Genomic DNA, 26,834 nt, shown 5'->3' with positions numbered 1-26,834 from the left:
TCTACTCAGCTTCCTTTCATATATACAGCAATCTTCCCTTGTTGGATATGATCATCTCCCTGAATCGTTGCGCCGATTTCTATTAGTTCCTTTACTTGTTCAATAAGATCATTCGTAATTGTTTCACCAATCATGATAAAAGGTATTCCGGGTGGATAAGGAATAATGGCTTCAGCTGCATAATGTCCTATAGCTTCGCCAAAGGCTACCACTCTCTTTTTACATGTTTTTAAGTCTGAATATGATTTTTCTATAGGTTGAATCCTTTTCGATTGACGATTACTCATATGAACCAGTTGTTTTATAGGATGAGAGGGAGTAGGAAACCTTCTTTTGATCGTATCTAGTTCCTTTATTATTAATTTATCATAGGCAAGTGGTAAAATAAAAAGCACGTTTGCAGGATCAGCTAGTTCTGTATAGATTTGTTTTGTTTCTAAAAAATCTTGAAGCTCAAAACCGGTTAATCCATTTGCAGCCCTTATGGTAAGCTTTAATGGATCAGTCTGAACAAGCTGATCTTTGGATGTAACAATTTTGATATTATTAATAGAGTTTATTTCCTCACGAAAGTCCGCGATCACTTGCAAAATATCATGTTGTCTATCTTCTTTCTTTATCATTTCCAGATAAGCTCTAGCTAAGTCCAATGAAGCCATAATCGGGTAGGATGGACTGCTGCTTTGCAAGATTGATAAGTAATAAACAAGCTTATCTTTATCAACCATCTTACTGTTGAAATGCAGATAAGAACCCATTGTCATTGCCGGCAATGTTTTATGAGCAGAATGAACAACGATATCTGCACCTGCATGGACAGCAGATAAAGGAAATTGATCTCCGGTTATAAAATGTGAACCATGCGCCTCATCCACAAGAACCGGTATACTGCGCTCATGTGCATATCGAATGATTTCTGTTAAATCTATTGCCAACCCATAGTAATTTGGATTCGTTAAAACTAATGCCTTTGCTGTTGGATAACAAGCGATTGCCTCTTTTATAGTCTCCATCTCTATATAAGAGGGAACTTGATAAACTTCATCTACCTTTGGTGATAAAAAAACTGGATTAGCTCCAGCTAATTGAATTCCATTTAGAATTGATTTATGAGAATTTCGTTGAACGAGCACGATGTCATTTTCACGGCAACATGCTAAAACCATCGCTAAATTTCCAACTGTTGTCCCATTTACTAAGAAGTATGTATTTTCTACACCATATAAGGATGCTGTCAGCTCCTGTGCATGAGCGATAGCTTCTTTAGGATGATGCAGATCATCTAAGCCAGTAAGCTCAGTCACATCGAACGGTAAAATCCCCTTATAGACTTGCTTAGCTTTGCCCATAAAGACTGTTCCATTTTTATGTCCTGGAACATGAAAGGACATAGGGTTCCTCTTTGAATGCTGCATTAATGCGGTAAAGAGGGGTGTTTCCATATATCTATCAGCGTCCTTTAAATAATATAAAATAATTATAGCAATACTTAAGTTCTTGAGTAACAAAATTATCATTTATCATCTTATTTTTTCATAAAAAAAAGCTGATTCGTGTCAGCTTCTTTTAATTTCATGGTTTATACAATTCTATGAATAAAGTGGCGGGTTTTTTATTCTTCTTAACTTTTCTAAAAAATAGCTGTATTTCGGATCAGATGGTTTAGTCCTTGTCATTTCCTTTTCACAGTCTACACAAATAAAACTCGTATAGAGATGAATTCCTGCATTTTTTTCCATATCGCATATTATACATGTTTCCCCTTTGGAATTTGGTATTCTATTAGAATTCACTTTCTCCACCTCCATACTTTTCAGTTTGCCCAGAATCACCAATTGTATACACAATTTAGAATTTCGTAAATCTTTTATTTAATACCTTATGTTATTCGTGATTGCTTTGTGTTTGTCTTGAAAGTAATAAACCTTACGGTTTTTATTCCTTTAAACAACAAAAAAGACCAGTATCTCTACTGATCTTTTCATCCTCTTACCTGGCAACGTCCTACTCTCACAGGGGGAAACCCCCAACTACCATCGGCGCTGAAGAGCTTAACTTCCGTGTTCGGCATGGGAACGGGTGTGACCTCTTCGCCATCGTCACCAGATAAATGGTTTACGGCTTCCGATGAACTTCACATTTCTGCGTCATCTCAATCGTCAACATCCTCACGTACGGCTGTACGCTCCGGTGTCTCCTCAATCGATTCCTTGAACTGTTTGTTCCTCGAAACCCTCTAACTTTGTATAAAGTTATTAGGAATACTATATTCCTTCAAAACTAGATAACGATGTATAATTCAATTCACTTTGTTTAACGCATTAAATAGGTTAAGTCCTCGATCGATTAGTATCAGTCAGCTCCACACGTCACCGCGCTTCCACCTCTGACCTATCAACCTGATCATCTTTCAGGGATCTTACGTTACAAAGTAACAGGGAAATCTCATCTTGAGGGGGGCTTCATGCTTAGATGCTTTCAGCACTTATCCCTTCCGCACATAGCTACCCAGCTATGCCTTTGGCAAGACAACTGGTACACCAGCGGTGCGTCCATCCCGGTCCTCTCGTACTAAGGACAGCTCCTCTCAAATTTCCTGCGCCCACGACGGATAGGGACCGAACTGTCTCACGACGTTCTGAACCCAGCTCGCGTACCGCTTTAATGGGCGAACAGCCCAACCCTTGGGACCGACTACAGCCCCAGGATGCGATGAGCCGACATCGAGGTGCCAAACCTCCCCGTCGATGTGGACTCTTGGGGGAGATAAGCCTGTTATCCCCGGGGTAGCTTTTATCCGTTGAGCGATGGCCCTTCCATGCGGAACCACCGGATCACTAAGCCCGACTTTCGTCCCTGCTCGACTTGTAGGTCTCGCAGTCAAGCTCCCTTGTGCCTTTACACTCTGCGAATGATTTCCAACCATTCTGAGGGAACCTTTGGGCGCCTCCGTTACATTTTAGGAGGCGACCGCCCCAGTCAAACTGCCCACCTGACACTGTCTCCCGGCCCGATAAGGGCCGCGGGTTAGAATTTCAATACAGCCAGGGTAGTATCCCACCGACGCCTCCACCGAAGCTGGCGCTCCGGCTTCTCAGGCTCCTACCTATCCTGTACAAGCTGTACCAAAATTCAATATCAGGCTACAGTAAAGCTCCACGGGGTCTTTCCGTCCTGTCGCGGGTAACCTGCATCTTCACAGGTACTATAATTTCACCGAGTCTCTCGTTGAGACAGTGCCCAGATCGTTACGCCTTTCGTGCGGGTCGGAACTTACCCGACAAGGAATTTCGCTACCTTAGGACCGTTATAGTTACGGCCGCCGTTTACTGGGGCTTCAGTTCAAAGCTTCGCTTGCGCTAACCTCTCCCCTTAACCTTCCAGCACCGGGCAGGCGTCAGCCCCTATACTTCGCCTTGCGGCTTCGCAGAGACCTGTGTTTTTGCTAAACAGTCGCCTGGGCCTATTCACTGCGGCTTTTCCGGGCTATTCACCCTAAAAAGCACCCCTTCTCCCGAAGTTACGGGGTCATTTTGCCGAGTTCCTTAACGAGAGTTCTCTCGCTCACCTTAGGATTCTCTCCTCGCCTACCTGTGTCGGTTTGCGGTACGGGCACCTCACACCTCGCTAGAGGCTTTTCTTGGCAGTGTGGAATCAGGAACTTCGGTACTATAGTTCCCTCGCCATCACAGCTCAGCTTATGTGACAACGGGATTTGCCTCGTTGTCAGCCTAACTGCTTGGACGCGCTAATCCAACAGCGCGCTTACCCTATCCTTCTGCGTCCCCCCATTGCTCAAACGGTGAGGAGGTGGTACAGGAATTTCAACCTGTTGGCCATCGCCTACGCCTTTCGGCCTCGGCTTAGGTCCCGACTAACCCTGAGCGGACGAGCCTTCCTCAGGAAACCTTAGGCATTCGGTGGAGGGGATTCTCACCCCTCTTTCGCTACTCATACCGGCATTCTCACTTCTAAGCGCTCCACTAGTCCTTACGGTCTAGCTTCACAGCCCTTAGAACGCTCTCCTACCACTGTTCTAAAAGAACAGTCCACAGCTTCGGTGATACGTTTAGCCCCGGTACATTTTCGGCGCAGAGTCACTCGACCAGTGAGCTATTACGCACTCTTTAAATGGTGGCTGCTTCTAAGCCAACATCCTGGTTGTCTAAGCAACTCCACATCCTTTTCCACTTAACGTATACTTTGGGACCTTAGCTGGTGGTCTGGGCTGTTTCCCTCTTGACTACGGATCTTATCACTCGCAGTCTGACTCCTGAACATAAGTCTTTGGCATTCGGAGTTTGACTGAATTCGGTAACCCGATGGGGGCCCCTAGTCCAATCAGTGCTCTACCTCCAAGACTCTTAATTCAAGGCTAGCCCTAAAGCTATTTCGGAGAGAACCAGCTATCTCCAAGTTCGATTGGAATTTCTCCGCTACCCACACCTCATCCCCGCACTTTTCAACGTGCGTGGGTTCGGGCCTCCATTCAGTGTTACCTGAACTTCACCCTGGACATGGGTAGATCACCTGGTTTCGGGTCTACGACCACGTACTCATTCGCCCTATTTAAGACTCGCTTTCGCTGCGGCTCCGTCTCTTCAACTTAACCTTGCACGGGATCGTAACTCGCCGGTTCATTCTACAAAAGGCACGCCATTACCCATTAACGGGCTTTGACTACTTGTAGGCACACGGTTTCAGGATCTCTTTCACTCCCCTTCCGGGGTGCTTTTCACCTTTCCCTCACGGTACTGGTTCACTATCGGTCACTAGGGAGTATTTAGCCTTGGGAGATGGTCCTCCCTGCTTCCGACGGGATTTCACGTGTCCCGCCGTACTCAGGATCCACTCTGGAGGGAACGAAGTTTCAACTACAGGGTTGTTACCTTCTATGACGGGCCTTTCCAGACCGCTTCATTTACCCCGTTCCTTTGTAACTCCTAATAGAGTGTCCTACAACCCCAAGAGGCAAGCCTCTTGGTTTGGGCTTCTTCCGTTTCGCTCGCCGCTACTCAGGAAATCGCGTTTGCTTTCTCTTCCTCCGGGTACTTAGATGTTTCAGTTCCCCGGGTCTGCCTTCATTACCCTATGGATTCAGGTAAAGATACTGTTCCATTACGAACAGTGGGTTTCCCCATTCGGAAATCTCCGGATCAAAGCTTACTTACAGCTCCCCGAAGCATATCGGTGTTAGTACCGTCCTTCATCGGCTCCTAGTGCCAAGGCATCCACCGTGCGCCCTTCATAACTTAACCAAAAATCTTTTTATGAAAGAATCACTAAACTAAGCGTTTAAACTCAGTGAATACTTGAATTGTTATCGTTATCTAGTTTTCAAGGAACATTGGTGGAGCCTAGCGGGATCGAACCGCTGACCTCCTGCGTGCAAAGCAGGCGCTCTCCCAGCTGAGCTAAGGCCCCGTTTATAGTAAATGAGATGGTGGGCCTAAATGGACTTGAACCATCGACCTCACGCTTATCAGGCGTGCGCTCTAACCAGCTGAGCTATAGGCCCATCTCTTACATTTTATTATTAGAGAGTTAAAGTTCTCTCAAAACTAAACAAAAACCAAGCGAGCCTCATTTTCCTTAGAAAGGAGGTGATCCAGCCGCACCTTCCGATACGGCTACCTTGTTACGACTTCACCCCAATCATCTGTCCCACCTTAGGCGGCTGGCTCCTTGCGGTTACCCCACCGACTTCGGGTGTTACAAACTCTCGTGGTGTGACGGGCGGTGTGTACAAGGCCCGGGAACGTATTCACCGCGGCATGCTGATCCGCGATTACTAGCGATTCCGGCTTCATGCAGGCGAGTTGCAGCCTGCAATCCGAACTGAGAATGGTTTTATGGGATTGGCTTGACCTCGCGGTCTTGCAGCCCTTTGTACCATCCATTGTAGCACGTGTGTAGCCCAGGTCATAAGGGGCATGATGATTTGACGTCATCCCCACCTTCCTCCGGTTTGTCACCGGCAGTCACCTTAGAGTGCCCAACTGAATGCTGGCAACTAAGATCAAGGGTTGCGCTCGTTGCGGGACTTAACCCAACATCTCACGACACGAGCTGACGACAACCATGCACCACCTGTCACTTCGTCCCCCGAAGGGGAACCTTCTATCTCTAGAAGTAGCGAAGGATGTCAAGACCTGGTAAGGTTCTTCGCGTTGCTTCGAATTAAACCACATGCTCCACCGCTTGTGCGGGCCCCCGTCAATTCCTTTGAGTTTCAGTCTTGCGACCGTACTCCCCAGGCGGAGTGCTTAATGCGTTTGCTGCAGCACTAAAGGGCGGAAACCCTCTAACACTTAGCACTCATCGTTTACGGCGTGGACTACCAGGGTATCTAATCCTGTTCGCTCCCCACGCTTTCGCGCCTCAGCGTCAGTTACAGACCAGAGAGTCGCCTTCGCCACTGGTGTTCCTCCACATCTCTACGCATTTCACCGCTACACGTGGAATTCCACTCTCCTCTTCTGCACTCAAGTTCCCCAGTTTCCAATGACCCTCCACGGTTGAGCCGTGGGCTTTCACATCAGACTTAAGAAACCGCCTGCGCGCGCTTTACGCCCAATAATTCCGGACAACGCTTGCCACCTACGTATTACCGCGGCTGCTGGCACGTAGTTAGCCGTGGCTTTCTGGTTAGGTACCGTCAAGGTACCGCCCTATTTGAACGGTACTTGTTCTTCCCTAACAACAGAGCTTTACGACCCGAAGGCCTTCTTCGCTCACGCGGCGTTGCTCCGTCAGACTTTCGTCCATTGCGGAAGATTCCCTACTGCTGCCTCCCGTAGGAGTCTGGGCCGTGTCTCAGTCCCAGTGTGGCCGATCACCCTCTCAGGTCGGCTACGCATCGTTGCCTTGGTGAGCCGTTACCTCACCAACTAGCTAATGCGCCGCGGGTCCATCTGTAAGTGGTAGCAAAAGCCACCTTTCAACTTCGAACCATGCGGTTCGAAATGTTATCCGGTATTAGCTCCGGTTTCCCGGAGTTATCCCAATCTTACAGGCAGGTTACCCACGTGTTACTCACCCGTCCGCCGCTAATCATCGGGAGCAAGCTCCCTCAGATTCGCTCGACTTGCATGTATTAGGCACGCCGCCAGCGTTCGTCCTGAGCCAGGATCAAACTCTCCAATAAAGAGTTGATATAGCTCATAAAAAATGTACTATTTTAGTACGTTGTTTGTTAATCGAAATTAACGTTGGCACGCTTGGTTTTGTTTAGTTTTCAAAGAACTTTTATCACTTTCATTAAGAAGCGACTTAAATATATTAACATATATTTTTAATTTAAGTCAACAGCTTTTTTTAAAAAAATATAAAGGGAAAATCCCTCGTCATCAGCGACGTATAATAATATATCACCAATGAATTTACATGTCAACAAAAAATGAAACAAATGAATTGATCCATTTGTTTCAACCAATGATCATTGTTTTAATAACAATTAAAGCGACTAATCCAGGAATACCCAATATTCCAGAAACACTAGAAGTAATTAAATTTATAGGTATATGAAGATCGAAGCTCGTACCAAATGCATTTACAAAAAACAGCAGCAACGCTCCGATGATGATCTTTATACATAGTTGTCCGATAAATCTAAGAGGACTGATGGGAGCCCCAACAAACAAAAGGACTAGAATTAACCCTCCGAGTACTGAAAAAACAACGATTGGATCCATGTAATCACTCTCTTTCATTTCTCTTTAGTAAAAGATATGAAAAGAGTAAAAAAATAGAACAAGCTATTTAAGCGCAATATTAAGATAAGCTTACATACGGCCTATCTTAATATTGCGTTTCTTAGCTTCTTTTAATAAGAAAAAATATTTTGCTTCAGCAACCTTTAATTCGTAGAGAACTTGTGAAGAAGGTTCTACACTTTTTTCAATGAGTTGCTTTTGCCGATTCCACTCTTGTTTTAGATCGAGTAAATTTTGTATTAATTGCTGGTCATATTGATTTCTTAACCAACCTTTTCGGCGAAAAAGCATAGTTGTCCTCCTTTATTCACATAAACTGTTGTATGATCATAATTCGATCAAAAAATGTAAAAAAGCAGTCTAAAGGGATGTCCTATGTCCACTCTTTATAACTCTCTTCTTCCTTCTAATGCCTTCGATAAGGTAACCTCATCCGCATATTCCAAATCGCCGCCTACAGGTAAACCATGTGCAATTCTCGTTATTTTAATACCAGAAGGTTTTAATAATCTTGAAATATACATAGCTGTTGCTTCACCCTCAATATTGGGGTTCGTAGCTAGAATGACTTCTTGGATTACATCATCTTGAAGTCTCTTTAATAGTTCAGGAATTTTAATATCCTCAGGTCCAATTCCATCCATCGGGGATATTGAGCCATGTAAGACATGATATAGACCGTTATATTCTTTCATTTTTTCCATAGCAATGACATCTTTTGGATCTTGCACAACACAAACCACACTTTTATCTCGTCGGTCATCCTCACATATATAGCAAGGGTCTTGATCTGTTATGTGACCACAAACCGAGCAATAGGTTAGGTTCCTTTTCGCATTAACTAATGCTTTTGCAAAATCCAACACGACATCTTCTTTCATATTCAAGACAAAAAAAGCCAGTCGAACGGCCGTTTTTGGTCCGATTCCTGGCAATTTCATAAAGCTATCAATCAGCTTTGATATTGGTTCAGGATAATGCATAATAAATCCTCCTAGAACATCCCCGGTAAGTTCATTCCTTTTGTAAATTGACCCATTGTTTCGTTTGTTAGATCATCAATTTTTTTCAATGCATCGTTTGTTGCTGCCAATACTAAGTCTTGCAGCATTTCAATATCTTCCGGATCTACAACTTCTTCTTTAATATTTACTTCAACTAACTCCTTTTGTCCGTTAACAATAACCGTTACCATACCGCCGCCTGCAGTACCCTCAACTGTTTTTGTCGCAAGCTCTTCTTGCGCTTTCGCCATATCCTTTTGCATTTTTTGCATTTGCTTCATCATTTTTTGCATATTGCCCATACCGCCACGCATCATATCTCATTCCTCCAATTGTTATTCTTTTATTTCGATTAAATCATTACCTACTAATTTTCTTGCTTCAGCGATAAGAGGGTCTTCCTCTTCTTCCTGCTGGTTTACATTTTCATCTTTGTGATCCCTTAGGAATTCTTCTCTTATTTTAACCCAATCATGCTCAGGAACGCCAACCATTTCCAAACTTTTGCCCGTAATTTCTTGTAAAATTAATTCCATATTGGATCGAACATTGTTGTTATTTTCAGCCACCATTTTGCAGTGGATTTCAAATTTAAACTTCAAAACAAATGCAGATTCTGAAGCCGCTACCGGCTCACTATCATTGAGTAATGCCGCATGAGATACTTTATTTTGCCTTTTTAGCAATTCCAAAAGTTCTCCCCAGCGACTTTTCACAATTTCTAAATCTTTTCTAGTTGCAACTTTGAGAATCTCATGAATTCTGCCTTCAGGGGTTTTATAGCCGCTTTTTATTGATCTTTGTTTTGGCTCATTAGCTGCTGATTGTTGTTGAGGTGCAGTTAGACCTTGCTGCTTTAATCTGGTTAATTCTGATTGCAAACTAGTGATCTTTTCCATTAAGGAATTATACCCTTCGTTGTCAAAATGGGAAGCCGCTGCTGGTTGTTGACATAACTTTACAAGGGCAATTTCCAAGAAAATCCTTGGGTGGTTTGTAAATTTCATCTCTTGTTGGCTTTTACTTAACATTTCGATCGTTTCATAAATCTCATTAGATGGTATTTCATTTGATAACTCAATAAACTGTTCATCAACAGTTACCCGTTCCAACACATCCTCAAGTGTTGGGGCTGTTTGGTATAAGAGCATATCTCTATAGTAAAAGATAACATCCTCTATAAACCGCGCTGGATCCTTCCCTTGATACATTAACTGATCAAGAGCTTGTAATGCAGTTGTCACATCCTTTTCGTGTATAGCGGATGCAATTTTTCCGATAAAGTCTTGTGAAACAGACCCGGTAATTAGCAATGCCTCGTCCAGTCTGACAAGATCATCGCTATATGAGATTGCTTGGTCAAGAAGGCTTAAAGCATCCCTCATCCCGCCATCAGCTGCCCTAGCAATAACATCTAACGCCGCTTCTTCAATATTCACCTGTTGTTTATGTACGATTTCTTTCATTCTTCTAACGATATCAGTAGCCGTTATTCGCCTGAAGTCAAAACGTTGACATCGGGAGATAATCGTTAATGGAATTTTGTGCGGTTCTGTTGTAGCTAATATGAAGATAACATGCTTTGGCGGTTCTTCTAATGTTTTTAAGAGAGCATTAAAAGCACCAATCGATAACATATGAACCTCATCCACAATATAGACCTTATATTGGACAGATGATGGGGCATATTTAACTTTGTCGCGTATATCTCTAATTTCATCAACACCATTGTTAGAGGCAGCATCTATTTCAATGACATCAGATATTGTCCCGGTTGTAATTCCTTTGCATGTTGGACACTCATTACATGGTTCTGCTGTTGGAGCCTTTTCACAGTTTACCGCTTTTGCAAATATTTTTGCTGCACTTGTTTTCCCGGTACCTCTAGGCCCCGAGAAAAGATAAGCATGTGAAAATTTATTTTGTAACAGGGCATTTTGTAACGTTTTAGTGATATGTTCTTGTCCGACCACATCATGAAATTGCTGAGGTCGATAAACACGATATAAAGCTTGATATCCCACAAAAATGCCCCCTTTATCTTCTTCTATATTATTATAACAACCAACTTCCGTTTTACAAAGGTTTACCTATTAAGAAAATATAATTGAAAACAAACAAAAACTCACCCTTTAACAGAGTGAGTCGTTATTTTTAAATAAACTGCCGTGCACCTTCCTTCGATTAACACCCATAGGCGTTACTCAAGCAGTTAGCTCGACCCAGGCGACCCTGCGGCACATGAGAGCTTCCACTTAATGCTGCTTCCTTCCGGACCTGACATGGTTCATGGATTCCCATTGCGCAGGACCCAGGCGTCAACACCACTTACTTGAGGCAGCCCTACAGTATGTTAACCTCTAGAAGGAATTCGGCCTCGCTAGAGCGGATTGCGAGTACAGGGCACCGCTACCTCCCCGCTTAGCACGGCAAAATTGATACCATATTTAGTTGCGCCGTTAAGTACGACGCATGTATAAGTATATAACCTTCTTCGTAAAATTGCAATGGCTACTCACTGTAAGTTTTTTCCGTTCGCTTTCGATTGCTTTTTTCGCTGCCTGAGTTCCCGAAAAAAATCGCTTAACAATGTGCTGCATACCTCTTCCTCAACACCCATTGCCACTTCCACTTGATGATTAAATCTTTGCTCTTGCAGCAAATTCATTAAGGTTCCTGCACAACCGCCCTTCGGATCAGCAGCTCCGTATACGACTCGTTTTATTCTTGATAAGACAATGGCTCCTGCACACATTGGACACGGCTCTAAAGTGACATAAAGCGTTGCCTCCTCTAATCTCCATGTCCCCAGGGATTTACACGCTTCATCAATCGCTAAAATTTCTGCATGTGCAATCGAACGCTGATCCTTTTCCCGCAAGTTATAGGCAGAGGCAATAACGTTCCCATCAAGCACAATCACTGCTCCAATTGGAACTTCACCAATTTCTTGCGCCTTTTTTGCTTCTTCTATTGCTAACTTCATAAAATATTGATCGTTAAACATGCAAAAGCCCCTTATATATTTTACTATTCTGTTCACTCTAATTCATAAAGGAGGTTCAGATGGAACACTCAAACCAAGCACTTCTTATTATAGATATGATTAATAATTTTCAGTTCGATCATGGTCCTATTTTAGCAAAACAAGCTGAGGATATCTCCCATAATATTTTCGCCTTAAAAAAGAAACTAAAAACAATTGCCGTTCCAATTATTTATGTGAACGACCATTATGACCTATGGCAGGCGGATTATCAAAAAATTGCTGATAAGTGTAAAAACAACTTAAGTGAAAAGATTATCCATACGATATATCCTGAGGATGATGAATTTTTCTTGATTAAACCTAAACACTCGGCTTTTTTCGGAACAGCTTTAAACACACTGCTTTATAACTTACAGATAAAAGAAGTCATTATAACGGGTATCGCAGGAAACATATGTGTTTTATTTACAGCAAATGATGCTTATATGAGAGGATATCAGATCACCATTCCTGCAGATTGCATCGCCTCTAATGAAGAGGAGGACAATATGTTTGCTTTAAAAATGATGAAACATACGTTAAAAGCCAAAATTGTAAATAGTGAAAATATATAAATTAAACTAACATGTGATCCGTTCTCTCTACATATGATGTACAAAAACGTATGCTAAGGAGGACAAACATGCAAATACATATTGTCCAGCAAGGACAAAATTTGAATGGCATTGCTCAAGCCTACAGTACGACGGTACAAGAGATTGTTCGTGCAAATGAACTGCCTAATCCGAATAATCTTGTCGTAGGTCAAGCGATTGTCATTCCGATTCAAGGAAGATTTTATTGGGTCCGTCAGGGTGATAGTTTATATAGCATTGGTCAAAGATTTGGAATCTCCCCTGCTGAATTAGCAAGAGTCAATAATATTCAAATGAACCAGCCGCTTTCAATCGGATTGCGGTTATACATCCCGGTTAGAAGACAAAGATCAGTTGAATCCAATGCATATGTTGAGCCTAGAGGTACTAGTGTATCTCCAAATCTTGAACAGGCTGCACGTGATGCAGCACCCTATCTAACCTATCTTGGTCCATTTAGTTTTCAAATTCAAAGGGACGGAACGTTAAAAGAACCTTTATTAAATAACTTCCCGCAAATCGCCAGACAAAACGGCGTCACCTTAATGATGGCGATCACCAATCTTGAAAATGATCAATTTAGTGATGAACTCGGCCGAATTGTCTTAACAAATATGGACATACAAAATAAGCTTTTAAGTAATATTGTGACAACTGCCAAAAAATACGGCTTCCGTGATATTCATTTTGACATGGAGTACTTAAGACCGCAGGACCGGGAAGCATACAATCAATTTCTACGAAGGGCTAAAAACAGATTTAGCCAGGAAGGCTGGCTGCTCTCTACAGCATTGGCACCTAAAACAAGTGCCGGTCAAAAGGGTCGTTGGTATGAGGCACATGATTATAAAGCTCATGGACAAATTGTTGATTTTGTTGTCATCATGACCTATGAATGGGGATATAGCGGCGGTCCCCCGATGGCGGTTTCTCCGATCAATCCTGTTAGAGAGGTACTCGAATATGCCATATCAGAAATGCCTAGCCGCAAAATTATGATGGGGCAAAACCTGTACGGTTATGACTGGACGTTACCATTTGTTCAAGGAGGGCCATTCGCAAAAGCGATAAGCCCACAACAGGCGATACAACTAGCAAGCCAACATAATGTACCGATTCAATATGATGTTGAAGCACAAGCTCCCCACTTTAATTACAGAGATAATAATGGGAAAGAGCATGAGGTTTGGTTCGAGGACGCACGATCAATTCAAGCGAAATTTAATCTAATTAAAGAGCTTAATTTGCGAGGCATAAGCTATTGGAAGCTTGGTTTAGCTTTTCCACAGAATTGGCTGCTGCTTGCAGATAATTTTGAAATTGAAAAAAAATAACTAATGGGGATCTGATTTTTCAGATCTCTTTTTTCAATTTTCATTCAATTGTTGGAAATAAATGTATTCTCTTCGATGGTTGCTCTAAAATAGAAATGGCTGTGGTAAAATGAACTTTGTCAATTTTTAAAGGAAAGGTGTTTCAGTTTAAAGGAGGACCATTATGAAGACACCCTTTATTACTGTAGAGGGCCCAATCGGCGTTGGCAAAACGTCATTATCGAAAGCAATAGCTGACCATTATCAATTTCATTTATTAAAAGAAATAGTAGAAGAAAATCCATTTCTAGGGAAATTTTATATGAACATTGAAGAATGGAGTTTCCAAACCGAGATGTTTTTTCTTTGCAACCGATATAAACAATTAGAAGATATTACAAAACAATATCTTCAGAAGAATAAACCTGTGGTAGCGGATTATCATATTTATAAAAATCTTATCTTTGCCAAGCGTACATTAAAAAAAGAACAATACGATAAATATGTAAAAATCTACGAAATATTAACAGCAGATATGCCTACACCTAGCTTAATCATCTATTTACATGCAAGTCTTCCAACATTGCTTACCCGTATTGCAGCAAGAGGACGAGAAATTGAGCGCAATATTGATCCAGAGTATCTTTTGCAGCTTTCAGTAGACTATGAAATAGCAATGATTGAATGGGAAAAGAATCACCCTTCTGTACCTGTTATTAGACTTAATGGTGACTCTTTAGATTTTGTTAAAAACAAACATGATTTAACCAGGATCTTCAAACATTTAGATCAGCATTTTCAAAAAGGAGCCAGCTCAAATGAAACTACTAGATAAATATAACATTCCACACAACTCGGTTATTACAATTGCCGGTACTGTTGGTGTAGGAAAATCAACGATGACAAATGCACTAGCGAACGCGTTGAATTTCAAGACCTCTTTCGAAAAGGTTGATTCAAATCCTTATTTAGATAAGTTTTACGCTGATTTTGAACGCTGGAGCTTTCACTTGCAAATCTATTTCCTTGCTGAACGTTTTAAAGAACAGAAGAAAATATTTGAATATGGCGGAGGATTTATACAGGATCGATCCATTTATGAAGATACGGGCATCTTCGCCAAAATGCATTATGAAAAAGGCACAATGTCTGCAGTTGATTACGAAACGTATACAAATCTTTTTGAAGCAATGGTGATGACGCCTTATTTCCCACACCCGGACCTTCTTATCTATCTTGAGGGAAGCTTAGATGATATTTTAGAAAGAATAAAATTACGAGGCAGACCAATGGAACAGCAAACCCCTGTTGAATATTGGGAGGAAATGCATCGCCGCTATGAAAATTGGATTAATAACTTTAATGCTTGTCCTGTTTTACGAGTGAATATTAACGACTATGATATCATGAAAAATGAACAAACTATCGAACCGATTATTGAGCGAATTGGGTATTTTATCGAGCAATCGAGGTTATTAAAAAAATAAAGCGAGACTTTCAATTACAAGGATTACGTTAAAATTGAAAAATAGCAATCACAAAGGATAGCATGCTCCTCTTTGTGATTGCTATTTTTTTTAAAAAGAACATAAAAAAAATCGTTACTACAAATGTAACGATTGTATCAATCCCCATATTTTATGCGCTAAATATGAGATAATGGTTTAAATTATGGAGGAGGAAGGGGGATTCGAACCCCCGCGGGCTTTGACACCCCTGTCGGTTTTCAAGACCGATCCCTTCAGCCGGACTTGGGTATTCCTCCGTTTCGACAAGATTTAATTTATCATATACTATTATGCTTGTCAACAATTTCGTGAAAAAAATTAAAAACTTTTTCTATTAATTAGCATGCTCGCGATAGAATAGCTTTATACAGATTGAAACAAGGAGTTTTTTAATGAATCAAAACTCCCTGTTTCGATCAATTCGTTTTATTACTGAATGCTGATTCGCTCTTTATTTCCCATATATGGTCTTAAAACTTCTGGAATAATAACTGATCCATCTTCTTGTTGATAGTTTTCTAAAATGGCGGCTACCGTTCTTCCGATCGCTAATCCTGATCCATTTAAGGTATGAACATGTTCAACCTTGGCTTTCGCATCACGTCTGAAGCGTATGTTTGCACGGCGTGCCTGGAATGCTTCAAAATTACTGCAAGAAGAAATTTCCCGGTATGTTCCGTAGCTAGGAATCCAAACTTCAAGGTCATATTTTTTAGCTGCTGTGAAGCCTAGATCGGCCGTACACATGCTTAAAACCCTGTATGGCAATCCTAGTAGCTGAAGAACCTTTTCAGCGTGTCCTGTAAGCTTTTCAAGCTCCTCATAAGAGTCTTCAGGTTTAACAAAGCGGACTAGCTCAACCTTATTGAATTGATGCTGACGAATTAATCCTCTCGTATCCCTACCTGCAGACCCTGCTTCCGAACGGAAATTTGCACTAAACGCCGCATAGCAAATTGGAAGCTGTTCAACATTTAAAATTTCCTCGCGATGCAAATTGGTTACCGGTACCTCAGCAGTAGGAATTAAAAAGTAATCCTCACCTGCAATTTTAAAAGCATCCTCTTCAAACTTTGGTAATTGACCAGTCCCAGTCATACTGTCGCGGTTTACAATAAATGGCGGCAAAATTTCTGTATATCCATGCTCCTCGATATGAAGATCAAGCATAAAGTTAAAAAGCGCTCTTTCCAATCTTGCACCTAATCCGCGATAAAAAACGAAACGACTTCCTGTTACCTTTGCAGCTCGTTCGAAATCCAATATCTTTAGCCCATCTGCAATGTCCCAATGCGGTTTTGGTTCGAAATCAAACTTTGGTAATTCGCCCCATTTGCGAACTTCAATATTATCATCTTCAGTATCACCAATCGGCACACTCTCATGTGGAATATTTGGAATTGATAAAAGCAATTGATCTAATTCCGCTTCAACCTCACGCAATTGGTCATCAAGAACTTTAATCTCTTCTCCTACCTCTTTCATTGCTTTAATTAAATGATCAGCATCTTGCTTTTCTCTTTTTAATTGCGCAATTTGAGATGAAACATCATTTCGTTTGCTTTTGAGTTCTTCAGTAGATGCAATGAGCTCTCTTCTCTTTTTATCCAATTCCTCAAATTTTCCGAAATCTGTTAAATCTTCGCCGCGTTTTGATAACTTTTCTTTTACTTCTTCAAAATTCGCACGCAAATACCTAATATCTAACATGCTTCATTCTCCTTTGTCATTTATTATAAAATAGCTCAAATAATTTTGTGTTGATTAGTTGAAAAATCAACAATGAGCTTTAATATAACTAGAATAAAATAAAAAACTCCCGTCCCCAAAAAGGGACGAGAGTTACCCGCGTTGCCACCCTAGTTAAAAATACATAACGTATTTTTCACTTAATGAATAACGGTCATAGCCGGAATCGCCTAGTTAGTGTTAAAACCCTGTTCAGCCATTCATTCAAGGATGGATTCACAAGCATCTATCACCGATTTCCACCAAGCATCGGCTCTCTGCAGATAGAAGATCCTGCTACTAGTTCCTATCATCACGTTAACATATACATTTTAGTAATCATAAATTTACTACAAGTTTACAGCACCTGCAAGCTTTTTATACATCTATTTTGATTCTTTTACCATATTTATAAATAATTGCGTCATACGATGATCATCCGTTAATTCCGGGTGGAATGAGCATCCGAGGAACTGTCCTTGACGTGCTGCAACAATTCGTCCGTTATGTTTCGCCAGGATTTCAACATCTTCTCCTACCTCAACAATATGCGGTGCCCGGATAAATACACCTACAAAGTCCTCACCGACACCAGTAATCATTAATTCCGCCTCAAAGCTGTCTTTTTGACGGCCAAAGGAATTACGTTCAACGGTTGCATCTAATAGCCCTAAATGAGGCTCGCTGTTTCCAACAATGTTTTTGGCAAGTAAAATTAATCCAGCACATGTGCCAAACATCGGCTTTCCAGCAGCAGCAAAATTCTTTAAAGGCTCCATAAAGTTGTACTTATCAATTAAACGACGCATTGTTGTGCTTTCTCCGCCTGGGATAATTAAACCATCCACTTCATCAAGCTGTTCTACAGTCTTAATGACGATCCCTTCAGCATCACATGCCTCAACAGAGCGAATATGTTCTCTTACAGCCCCTTGCAGGCCTAAAACACCGATTTTTAGCATGTTAAAAACTCCTTTTTATTACCAACCACGCTCTTGCATTCTTTGCTCTGGTAAAAGGCTTGAAATTTCAATTCCTTGCATAGCACTTCCAAGACCTTTTGAAAGCTGAGCAATTAGTTCATAGTCTTGATAATGTGTTGTTGCTTCTACAATTGAACGAGCAAATTTAGCCGGATTTTCAGATTTGAAGATCCCTGAACCAACGAATACGCCATCTGCTCCAAGTTGCATCATTAATGCAGCATCTGCCGGAGTTGCTACACCGCCAGCTGCAAAGTTAACGACTGGCAATTTTCCTTCTTTTTTAATTTGAAGAAGAAGTTCAAATGGTGCACCAAGATTTTTTGCTTCCGTCATTAATTCATCTTCACTCATCGCTGCAACTTTACGAATTTGCGCATTCACTTTACGCATATGACGAACAGCTTCAACAATGTTACCTGTACCAGGTTCACCTTTTGTACGAAGCATCGATGCACCTTCAGCGATACGACGAGTCGCTTCACCTAAGTCGCGGCAGCCGCAAACAAATGGAACAGTGAAGTCACTTTTTAACAGATGGAATTCTTCATCAGCAGGTGTTAATACTTCACTTTCGTCAATGTAGTCTACACCCATTGCTTCTAATACACGTGCTTCAACGATATGACCGATACGTGCTTTTGCCATTACTGGAATGGATACAGCATTCATCACTTCTTCTACGATTGTAGGATCAGCCATTCTTGCTACACCGCCAGCAGCACGAATATCAGCAGGAACACGCTCAAGTGCCATTACTGCTACCGCACCGGCTTCCTCTGCAATTTTCGCTTGTTCTGCGTTGACAACGTCCATAATGACGCCGCCTTTTTGCATCTCTGCCATACCTCGTTTAACGCGGTCAGTACCTGTTGTATTACTCATTATGTTAGTCCCCCTTATGTAATTTCCTTTAATAGGATTTGTTATAGTGTTGTTTAAAATTCATCTACGCTATATTTTATCCTAACTTTTAAAAAAATCCTATCAAAATTAATACAATTAGTAAAACAATTCCTAAATCATACACTATTCAATCATTTTTTTCATATACTTAAGATTTCCAATTCCTTATATATGATAGAGAACACATACAAATTCTATATAAGAAAAGCGCAAGGCGCTTAGCATTCGGCAACAAGCATAAGGCGAACAGGAATAAAAGGTGTTCTTTACCTTCAATTCCTGTTTGACTAGACCCTAGAGGCAGTCAAAAACTAGGGCGGCCTTATCTCTTGACTGCACTTTCACGTCCTGTGCTTCGCCGATGGCGCCTGGAGCTAGATTCAGAAACGCAAGCTATGTTAAGAAAATATATAAATTCTGATATTATAAAAAAGGCTCCATAATAGGAGCCTTTCATTAAAACCAGCCTTTAACTGTATCTGTAATCGTGCCCCATAAACCGCTGAAGAAGCCGCCAACGCCTCTCATTGATAGGACAAACCAGTTTGCTTTTTCAACTGCCTCTTTCGTAACAACATCTACTTGAGGTGATTTATTTTTATCAACAAAACCTAAAGAACTTCCATTACCTTGATAGCTGACAACCATGGTACCAACCTTTTGATCTTTCTTAACAGGAGCAGTCAGCTCTCCTTTTTTTGTTAGCTGTTTTTGATCAAGCTGGAACGTTGGTTTGTACGCATTTTCTTCACCATTTTTCACAACAAGATTAATAGCTTCTTTAGTATGAATTGAAACTTGATCTTCCTTACCCTTTACAACAGGGATAGTAGATTGTGATTTTATTTGATAATTAGCAGGGAAAACTTCTTTTACTGAAAAATTGTTGAAAGCATAATTCAGCATTTTTTCCGTTTCGACAAATCGTGATTCATGCAATGATTTACCTTGTGCGTTCATCACGACTGAAATAACGCGCATTCCATTACGTTCAGCAGTTGCTGTAAAACATGATCCTGCATTGGTAGTAGAACCTGTCTTTAATCCATCTACGCCTTCATACTCATAAACTAAACCTGGAAGCATCCAGTTCCAGTTCGGCATATTAGTAGCATCATCTGTGCCTTCTCTAAATACTTTTTTAGGAGTACTGGCTGTATCTAAAATCTCTGGGAAGTCATTAATTAATTTTTGAGAAAGCAAAGCCATATCACGGGCAGATAAACGGTTTTCTGCATCGGCACTTGTACCTTCTGGATGCATCCCTAGCAGATCTTTATTTTCTAAGCCAGTTGCATTAACAAATTCATAGTTTGTTAGACCTAACGCCTTTGCTTTTTCATTCATTTGTTTTACAAAAGCCGTTTCAGAACCAGCAATGATTTCAGCTAACGCAATAGCTGCACCATTAGCAGAATAAATTGCCATGGCTTCATATAATTCCTGAACAGTATAAGAGCCGTCTTGTCTTAACGGAACATTTGATAAATCGCCATTTTGTGAGATTTTATAGACATACTCACTCGGAGTATAGGTTTGCTCCCACTTAATCTTTCCATCTTTAATTGCTTCAAGTACTAAATACTCTGTCATAACCTTTGCCATACTAGCGACAGGAAGCTTTTCATCAATATTTTTCCCATAAAGGATGGTTCCAGTCGATTCCTCTATGATAATGGCAGAGCTTGCATTAATTGAAATCGGCTCCTCTGCAGCACTAACCGTTGTGAAAGGGGAAAACGCAGAAACAATAAATGTGAACGCAAATAGAACGGCGAACAACCTCTTAAATTTTTTACTGATCAATGTGATACCTCCAAATTTAATATATCTATAGTTAAAAACATCTGTTTATTTTTACTAGAACATTATTTTTTCTTTTCATTTTTAAAACAACAAGATAGATTTTATCATACAAATTCAAAAAAAAATAGACAGAGTACAAGTCTCTGTCAATTGTTAAAGTTCTGTCATAATTCACGAAGTTTTTGTCATACTTGGGAGATTATAGTGAGTAATTTGGTGCTTCTTTTGTAATTTGTACATCATGTGGATGACTTTCCTTTAATCCTGCACCAGTCATACGGATAAATTGTGTGTTTTCTCTTAATTCTTCAAGATTTTTTGTTCCGCAATAACCCATACCAGAACGAATACCGCCTACTAGCTGATAAATGGTTTCTGATAATGGTCCTTTATAAGGCGTTCTGCCTTCAATTCCTTCTGGAACGAATTTTTTATTATCTTCTTGGAAATAACGATCCTTACTGCCCTTTTCCATTGCACCAACTGAACCCATTCCTCGGTATACTTTAAAACGGCGTCCTTGGAAAATTTCTGTTTCCCCTGGGCTTTCAGATGTCCCAGCAAGAAGGCTTCCGAGCATAACAGCGTGTCCGCCAGCTGCAATAGCTTTTACCATATCACCAGAGTACTTAATTCCTCCGTCTGCAATTATGGAAATACCGTGCTTTCTAGCTTCTGTAGCACAGTCATACACAGCTGTGATTTGGGGAACACCAACACCTGCTACAACCCTTGTTGTACATATTGAACCAGGTCCAATTCCGACTTTAACCACATTAGCTCCCGCATCGATTAGTGCCTTTGTCGCTTCTGCAGTTGCCACATTTCCAGCAACAATATTTAAATCAGGGTATTCATTACGGATCATTCTAACCGTCTCTAAAACGCCTTTAGAATGGCCATGCGCTGTGTCTACTACGATTGCATCAACATTCGCTTCTACTAGCTTTTTCACGCGAACCATTGTATCAGCAGTAACCCCTACAGCGGCAGCAACAATCAAACGACCGTGAGCATCTTTTGCTGAATTCGGGAACTCAATGACTTTTTCAATATCTTTGATTGTAATTAAGCCTTTTAAAACACCATTTTCATCTACAAGCGGCAGCTTTTCAATTTTATGTTTTTGTAAAATGCTCTCTGCGTCTTTTAAAGTGGTCCCTACACCCGCTGTCACAAGGTTCTCTTTTGTCATAACATCATTGATTTTAATTGAGTAATCTTGAATAAAACGCATATCACGATTTGTAATGATTCCAACTAGCTTTTGTTCCTCAGGGTTATTTACAACTGGAACACCAGAAATTCTATATTTGCCCATTAAATGCTCAGCATCATAAACTTGATGTTCCGGAGTTAAAAAAAATGGATCCGTAATAACGCCTCTTTCAGATCTTTTTACTTTATCAACCTGCTCTGCTTGCTGTTCAATTGACATATTTTTATGAATAACACCTAATCCACCTTGTCTTGCAATCGCAATAGCAAGTTCTGCCTCTGTTACAGTGTCCATACCAGCACTTATGATTGGAATATTAAGTTTTAAGCTAGGAGTCAGCTGTACACTTAAGTCAACATCCCTTGGCAATACCTCTGATTTAGCTGGTACTAATAATACATCATCAAATGTTAAGCCTTCTTTAGAAAATTTTTGTTCCCACATAGTAAATCCCCCTTTTTTCGGCAAAATATTATTAGTAGATTATCAACAGTCATAACGGCTGTCAAGGAAGGAGAAAAGAGTTTAAATATTTAGAATTCAGTAAATGGAGTGTACAATTTATGACGTCATCATTTTGGGAACGCTTACTATCTTATCATTCAACGGAAACGGTTCAAAAAAAACTGGAAAAATGTTATAAAAAACTTTCTTTTGAAAATGCAAGTGGACTATCATATGAAAATGGCTACAGGTTTGTTTATTTTCTAAAGCATGGAGAAAATTTTTTCTTACAAGCGGGTCAATCGCCATACACAATTCAGCCAATGCTGTTATTTTACGGTATATCACAATTAATTAAAGCATGCCTTATTGTTATCGATCCTGAGTACCCGTCCACATCCTCTGTTCTTGCACATGGTGTCTCTAGTAGGAAGCGCAAAAAGCAACAATATCATTTTTTAAAAGATGAAATTAAAATACAACGAAATGGCCTTTTTTCTCATGTAGCAAATAAATTATTTCAAATTAATCATCTTGATGCTGAAAAATATTCAATGGAGTTATTATTAAAGCAAATTGCGGAAATGAATGAGGTATTTTTCTTTCATCATTCAAAGGAACATTTTATTAAACTTAAAACAAATCAGGGCCGGCTTGTGCTTTCAGAGAACATAGCGCAATGTTTTCATATGTCTTTAACACGATTGGCTGAATATCTTGAAGAAAAGTATAAATTTAACACTGCTGAGTCTGGACATAACGATTGTTTGCTGCTGAACAAGGTTTCAATTGCAAATTTTCATTGTGCACCTTTTTCTTATCACTTGGAGGAAGATTGTTTCTATCTTCCAAACTCACGGGAAACGTTGCTAATTCTCCCTGAGCTCTTAGTCCATTATTTATTGTTATATAATTTAAGCATGATTTCAAGATATGAAACCGAATGGTGGTATGAGCTTCTATTAGGTGCTTCAAGTGATGATTATCCATTCATCTTACGTTATATTGAGATTGCAAAACGGAAGATTCCTTACTTTGTATTAAATTTTTTAGAGCATAATCTTTAGGGTGGGAGTTATTTAGCACAAGATTATTTTACCTCTCTTGGAGTTTAAGTGAAAGTAAAGCAATCGGCTATTTGCCGATTGTCCCTTTACTTATGGCTTCTCTTTCTAGAAAAATTCCCTATATTTCTTTTCAGAATAAACCTTACGGTTTTTATTACTCTAAATATCGAAAAAGACCAGTATCTCTACTGGTCTTTTCACTCTCTTACCTGGCAACGTCCTACTCTCACAGGGGGAAACCCCCAACTACCATCGGCGCTGAAGAGCTTAACTTCCGTGTTCGGCATGGGAACGGGTGTGACCTCTTCGCCATCGTCACCAGATAAATATGAAGTTTGAAGGCATGTTCCTTCAAAACTAGATAACGATTATACAATTCATTTACTGAGTTTACGCTTTTCTAAATAGGTTAAGTCCTCGATCGATTAGTATCAGTCAGCTCCACACGTCACCGCGCTTCCACCTCTGACCTATCAACCTGATCATCTTTCAGGGATCTTACGTTACAAAGTAACAGGGAAATCTCATCTTGAGGGGGGCTTCATGCTTAGATGCTTTCAGCACTTATCCCTTCCGCACATAGCTACCCAGCTATGCCTTTGGCAAGACAACTGGTACACCAGCGGTGCGTCCATCCCGGTCCTCTCGTACTAAGGACAGCTCCTCTCAAATTTCCTGCGCCCACGACGGATAGGGACCGAACTGTCTCACGACGTTCTGAACCCAGCTCGCGTACCGCTTTAATGGGCGAACAGCCCAACCCTTGGGACCGACTACAGCCCCAGGATGCGATGAGCCGACATCGAGGTGCCAAACCTCCCCGTCGATGTGGACTCTTGGGGGAGATAAGCCTGTTATCCCCGGGGTAGCTTTTATCCGTTGAGCGATGGCCCTTCCATGCGGAACCACCGGATCACTAAGCCCGACTTTCGTCCCTGCTCGACTTGTAGGTCTCGCAGTCAAGCTCCCTTGTGCCTTTACACTCTGCGAATGATTTCCAACCATTCTGAGGGAACCTTTGGGCGCCTCCGTTACATTTTAGGAGGCGACCGCCCCAGTCAAACTGCCCACCTGACACTGTCTCCCGGCCCGATAAGGGCCGCGGGTTAGAATTTCAATACAGCCAGGGTAGTATCCCACCGACGCCTCCACCGAAGCTGGCGCTCCGGCTTCTCAGGCTCCTACCTATCCTGTACAAGCTGTACCAAAATTCAATATCAGGCTACAGTAAAGCTCCACGGGGTCTTTCCGTCCTGTCGCGGGTAACCTGCATCTTCACAGGTACTATAATTTCACCGAGTCTCTCGTTGAGACAGTGCCCAGATCGTTACGCCTTTCGTGCGGGTCGGAACTTACCCGACAAGGAATTTCGCTACCTTAGGACCGTTATAGTTACGGCCGCCGTTTACTGGGGCTTCAGTTCAAAGCTTCGCTTGCGCTAACCTCTCCCCTTAACCTTCCAGCACCGGGCAGGCGTCAGCCCCTATACTTCGCCTTGCGGCTTCGCAGAGACCTGTGTTTTTGCTAAACAGTCGCCTGGGCCTATTCACTGCGGCTTTTCCGGGCTATTCACCCTAAAAAGCACCCCTTCTCCCGAAGTTACGGGGTCATTTTGCCGAGTTCCTTAACGAGAGTTCTCTCGCTCACCTTAGGATTCTCTCCTCGCCTACCTGTGTCGGTTTGCGGTACGGGCACCTCACACCTCGCTAGAGGCTTTTCTTGGCAGTGTGGAATCAGGAACTTCGGTACTATAGTTCCCTCGCCATCACAGCTCAGCTTATGTGACAACGGGATTTGCCTCGTTGTCAGCCTAACTGCTTGGACGCGCTAATCCAACAGCGCGCTTACCCTATCCTTCTGCGTCCCCCCATTGCTCAAACGGTGAGGAGGTGGTACAGGAATTTCAACCTGTTGGCCATCGCCTACGCCTTTCGGCCTCGGCTTAGGTCCCGACTAACCCTGAGCGGACGAGCCTTCCTCAGGAAACCTTAGGCATTCGGTGGAGGGGATTCTCACCCCTCTTTCGCTACTCATACCGGCATTCTCACTTCTAAGCGCTCCACTAGTCCTTACGGTCTAGCTTCACAGCCCTTAGAACGCTCTCCTACCACTGTTCTAAAAGAACAGTCCACAGCTTCGGTGATACGTTTAGCCCCGGTACATTTTCGGCGCAGAGTCACTCGACCAGTGAGCTATTACGCACTCTTTAAATGGTGGCTGCTTCTAAGCCAACATCCTGGTTGTCTAAGCAACTCCACATCCTTTTCCACTTAACGTATACTTTGGGACCTTAGCTGGTGGTCTGGGCTGTTTCCCTCTTGACTACGGATCTTATCACTCGCAGTCTGACTCCTGAACATAAGTCTTTGGCATTCGGAGTTTGACTGAATTCGGTAACCCGATGGGGGCCCCTAGTCCAATCAGTGCTCTACCTCCAAGACTCTTAATTCAAGGCTAGCCCTAAAGCTATTTCGGAGAGAACCAGCTATCTCCAAGTTCGATTGGAATTTCTCCGCTACCCACACCTCATCCCCGCACTTTTCAACGTGCGTGGGTTCGGGCCTCCATTCAGTGTTACCTGAACTTCACCCTGGACATGGGTAGATCACCTGGTTTCGGGTCTACGACCACGTACTCATTCGCCCTATTTAAGACTCGCTTTCGCTGCGGCTCCGTCTCTTCAACTTAACCTTGCACGGGATCGTAACTCGCCGGTTCATTCTACAAAAGGCACGCCATTACCCATTAACGGGCTTTGACTACTTGTAGGCACACGGTTTCAGGATCTCTTTCACTCCCCTTCCGGGGTGCTTTTCACCTTTCCCTCACGGTACTGGTTCACTATCGGTCACTAGGGAGTATTTAGCCTTGGGAGATGGTCCTCCCTGCTTCCGACGGGATTTCACGTGTCCCGCCGTACTCAGGATCCACTCTGGAGGGAACGAAGTTTCAACTACAGGGTTGTTACCTTCTATGACGGGCCTTTCCAGACCGCTTCATTTACCCCGTTCCTTTGTAACTCCTAATAGAGTGTCCTACAACCCCAAGAGGCAAGCCTCTTGGTTTGGGCTTCTTCCGTTTCGCTCGCCGCTACTCAGGAAATCGCGTTTGCTTTCTCTTCCTCCGGGTACTTAGATGTTTCAGTTCCCCGGGTCTGCCTTCATTACCCTATGGATTCAGGTAAAGATACTGTTCCATTACGAACAGTGGGTTTCCCCATTCGGAAATCTCCGGATCAAAGCTTACTTACAGCTCCCCGAAGCATATCGGTGTTAGTACCGTCCTTCATCGGCTCCTAGTGCCAAGGCATCCACCGTGCGCCCTTCATAACTTAACCAAAAATCTTTTTATGAAAGAATCACTAAACTAAGCGTTTAAACTCAGTGAATACTTGAATTGTTATCGTTATCTAGTTTTCAAGGAACATTGGTGGAGCCTAGCGGGATCGAACCGCTGACCTCCTGCGTGCAAAGCAGGCGCTCTCCCAGCTGAGCTAAGGCCCCGTTTATAGTAAATG

At 41.9% G+C, this 26,834-nt stretch carries 18 protein-coding genes, 4 tRNA genes, 5 rRNA genes, 1 other RNA gene and 1 other annotated feature; of the genes, 5 read left to right on the top strand and 23 right to left on the bottom strand.

What is annotated here, in order from left to right; genetic code table 11:
* Positions 1-5: 5 nt before the first annotated feature.
* The 14 genes from ACSVDH_RS00190 to tadA form a co-directional block, all read right to left on the bottom strand.
* On the bottom strand, positions 6-1,442 hold the full coding sequence (locus ACSVDH_RS00190; protein ID WP_439253532.1) for an aminotransferase class I/II-fold pyridoxal phosphate-dependent enzyme: 1,437 nt from the start codon (positions 1,440-1,442) through the stop codon (positions 6-8).
* A gap of 147 nt (positions 1,443-1,589) precedes the next feature.
* Positions 1,590-1,808, bottom strand: coding sequence for a sigma factor G inhibitor Gin (locus ACSVDH_RS00185; protein WP_299094552.1), 219 nt, complete (start codon positions 1,806-1,808; stop codon positions 1,590-1,592).
* A 183-nt stretch (positions 1,809-1,991) separates the two neighbouring features.
* Positions 1,992-2,107 (bottom strand): 5S ribosomal RNA (gene rrf / locus ACSVDH_RS00180).
* A gap of 219 nt (positions 2,108-2,326) precedes the next feature.
* A 23S ribosomal RNA gene (locus ACSVDH_RS00175) occupies positions 2,327-5,258 on the bottom strand.
* A 90-nt stretch (positions 5,259-5,348) separates the two neighbouring features.
* Positions 5,349-5,424: transfer RNA gene (locus ACSVDH_RS00170), tRNA-Ala, on the bottom strand.
* A 17-nt stretch (positions 5,425-5,441) separates the two neighbouring features.
* A tRNA-Ile gene (locus ACSVDH_RS00165) sits at positions 5,442-5,518 on the bottom strand.
* A gap of 78 nt (positions 5,519-5,596) precedes the next feature.
* Positions 5,597-7,147 (bottom strand): 16S ribosomal RNA (locus ACSVDH_RS00160).
* Together the 16S, 23S and 5S rRNA genes with 2 tRNA genes alongside form the textbook arrangement of a ribosomal RNA operon.
* A 280-nt stretch (positions 7,148-7,427) precedes the next feature.
* Positions 7,428-7,694: a pro-sigmaK processing inhibitor BofA family protein gene (locus ACSVDH_RS00155; protein ID WP_299095556.1), complete on the bottom strand. Its 267-nt coding sequence runs from the start codon at positions 7,692-7,694 to the stop codon at positions 7,428-7,430.
* Positions 7,695-7,784: 90 nt separating this feature from the next.
* Positions 7,785-8,006, bottom strand: a complete 222-nt coding sequence (locus tag ACSVDH_RS00150) for a YaaL family protein (RefSeq protein WP_299095559.1) — start codon at positions 8,004-8,006, stop codon at positions 7,785-7,787.
* Between the two features lie 95 nt (positions 8,007-8,101).
* Positions 8,102-8,698 (bottom strand): recombination protein RecR, encoded by a 597-nt coding sequence (gene recR, locus ACSVDH_RS00145; protein WP_299095562.1) that lies wholly within the window; start codon positions 8,696-8,698, stop codon positions 8,102-8,104.
* Positions 8,699-8,709: 11 nt separating this feature from the next.
* Positions 8,710-9,033: a YbaB/EbfC family nucleoid-associated protein gene (locus tag ACSVDH_RS00140; RefSeq protein ID WP_439253838.1), complete on the bottom strand. Its 324-nt coding sequence runs from the start codon at positions 9,031-9,033 to the stop codon at positions 8,710-8,712.
* A 21-nt stretch (positions 9,034-9,054) separates the two neighbouring features.
* Positions 9,055-10,743: a DNA polymerase III subunit gamma/tau gene (dnaX, locus tag ACSVDH_RS00135; RefSeq protein ID WP_439253827.1), complete on the bottom strand. Its 1,689-nt coding sequence runs from the start codon at positions 10,741-10,743 to the stop codon at positions 9,055-9,057.
* 142 nt (positions 10,744-10,885) lie between these two features.
* Positions 10,886-11,149: signal recognition particle sRNA large type (gene ffs, locus ACSVDH_RS00130), an RNA gene on the bottom strand.
* Positions 11,150-11,234: 85 nt separating this feature from the next.
* A complete protein-coding gene (tadA, locus tag ACSVDH_RS00125; protein WP_439253828.1) occupies positions 11,235-11,726 on the bottom strand; it encodes a tRNA adenosine(34) deaminase TadA in 492 nt (163 codons plus the stop codon).
* A 59-nt stretch (positions 11,727-11,785) separates the two neighbouring features.
* On the opposite strand from tadA, the gene ACSVDH_RS00120 reads away from it, so the two are divergent.
* The 4 genes from ACSVDH_RS00120 to ACSVDH_RS00105 all read left to right on the top strand — a co-directional run bounded on the left by ACSVDH_RS00120 (position 11,786) and on the right by ACSVDH_RS00105 (position 15,143).
* The gene (locus ACSVDH_RS00120) at positions 11,786-12,322 is read left to right on the top strand and encodes a cysteine hydrolase family protein (RefSeq protein WP_439253830.1); all 537 of its coding nucleotides are present in this window, start codon (positions 11,786-11,788) and stop codon (positions 12,320-12,322) included.
* 68 nt (positions 12,323-12,390) lie between these two features.
* Entirely contained in the window at positions 12,391-13,677 is a 1,287-nt protein-coding gene (locus tag ACSVDH_RS00115; RefSeq protein ID WP_439253831.1) for a glycoside hydrolase family 18 protein, read from the top strand.
* A gap of 163 nt (positions 13,678-13,840) precedes the next feature.
* Positions 13,841-14,491 carry a deoxynucleoside kinase gene (locus ACSVDH_RS00110; protein WP_439253833.1) on the top strand — a complete coding sequence of 217 codons (651 nt, stop codon included), beginning with the start codon at positions 13,841-13,843 and terminating at the stop codon, positions 14,489-14,491.
* Positions 14,475-15,143, top strand: coding sequence for a deoxynucleoside kinase (locus ACSVDH_RS00105; RefSeq protein WP_439253834.1), 669 nt, complete (start codon positions 14,475-14,477; stop codon positions 15,141-15,143). Before ACSVDH_RS00110 ends, ACSVDH_RS00105 begins: the two co-directional genes overlap by 17 nt.
* A gap of 185 nt (positions 15,144-15,328) precedes the next feature.
* Here the strand turns inward: ACSVDH_RS00105 and ACSVDH_RS00100 are convergent.
* The 6 genes from ACSVDH_RS00100 to guaB all read right to left on the bottom strand — a co-directional run bounded on the left by ACSVDH_RS00100 (position 15,329) and on the right by guaB (position 22,250).
* Positions 15,329-15,421 (bottom strand) — tRNA-Ser (locus tag ACSVDH_RS00100).
* A 172-nt stretch (positions 15,422-15,593) separates the two neighbouring features.
* Positions 15,594-16,874, bottom strand: a complete 1,281-nt coding sequence (serS, locus tag ACSVDH_RS00095; RefSeq protein ID WP_299095005.1) for a serine--tRNA ligase — start codon at positions 16,872-16,874, stop codon at positions 15,594-15,596.
* Between the two features lie 118 nt (positions 16,875-16,992).
* Positions 16,993-17,215: a binding site (T-box leader), on the bottom strand.
* A 63-nt stretch (positions 17,216-17,278) separates the two neighbouring features.
* Positions 17,279-17,854 (bottom strand): pyridoxal 5'-phosphate synthase glutaminase subunit PdxT, encoded by a 576-nt coding sequence (pdxT, locus tag ACSVDH_RS00090; protein ID WP_299095007.1) that lies wholly within the window; start codon positions 17,852-17,854, stop codon positions 17,279-17,281.
* A gap of 18 nt (positions 17,855-17,872) precedes the next feature.
* Positions 17,873-18,760, bottom strand: a complete 888-nt coding sequence (gene pdxS, locus ACSVDH_RS00085; RefSeq protein ID WP_299095009.1) for a pyridoxal 5'-phosphate synthase lyase subunit PdxS — start codon at positions 18,758-18,760, stop codon at positions 17,873-17,875.
* A gap of 477 nt (positions 18,761-19,237) precedes the next feature.
* Positions 19,238-20,587, bottom strand: a complete 1,350-nt coding sequence (locus ACSVDH_RS00080) for a D-alanyl-D-alanine carboxypeptidase family protein (protein ID WP_439253835.1) — start codon at positions 20,585-20,587, stop codon at positions 19,238-19,240.
* 199 nt (positions 20,588-20,786) lie between these two features.
* Positions 20,787-22,250: an IMP dehydrogenase gene (gene guaB / locus ACSVDH_RS00075; RefSeq protein WP_439253836.1), complete on the bottom strand. Its 1,464-nt coding sequence runs from the start codon at positions 22,248-22,250 to the stop codon at positions 20,787-20,789.
* Positions 22,251-22,369: 119 nt separating this feature from the next.
* Here guaB and ACSVDH_RS00070 point away from each other — a divergent pair, with 119 nt between their 5' ends.
* Positions 22,370-23,317: a YaaC family protein gene (locus ACSVDH_RS00070; protein ID WP_439253837.1), complete on the top strand. Its 948-nt coding sequence runs from the start codon at positions 22,370-22,372 to the stop codon at positions 23,315-23,317.
* A 207-nt stretch (positions 23,318-23,524) separates the two neighbouring features.
* Here ACSVDH_RS00070 and rrf (ACSVDH_RS00065) read toward each other — a convergent pair.
* The 3 genes from rrf (ACSVDH_RS00065) to ACSVDH_RS00055 form a co-directional block, all read right to left on the bottom strand.
* Positions 23,525-23,640 (bottom strand): 5S ribosomal RNA (gene rrf, locus ACSVDH_RS00065).
* An 82-nt stretch (positions 23,641-23,722) separates the two neighbouring features.
* A 23S ribosomal RNA gene (locus tag ACSVDH_RS00060) occupies positions 23,723-26,654 on the bottom strand.
* Positions 26,655-26,744: 90 nt separating this feature from the next.
* Positions 26,745-26,820, bottom strand: a tRNA-Ala gene (locus ACSVDH_RS00055).
* Positions 26,821-26,834: the final 14 nt, after the last annotated feature.

It is taken from the genome of Metabacillus sp. Hm71 (genome assembly GCF_051842955.2).
Taxonomy (GTDB): domain Bacteria; phylum Bacillota; class Bacilli; order Bacillales; family Bacillaceae; genus Metabacillus.
Note: the sequence above shows the minus strand (reverse complement) of the source record. Positions and strands in the feature narration are given on the sequence as shown.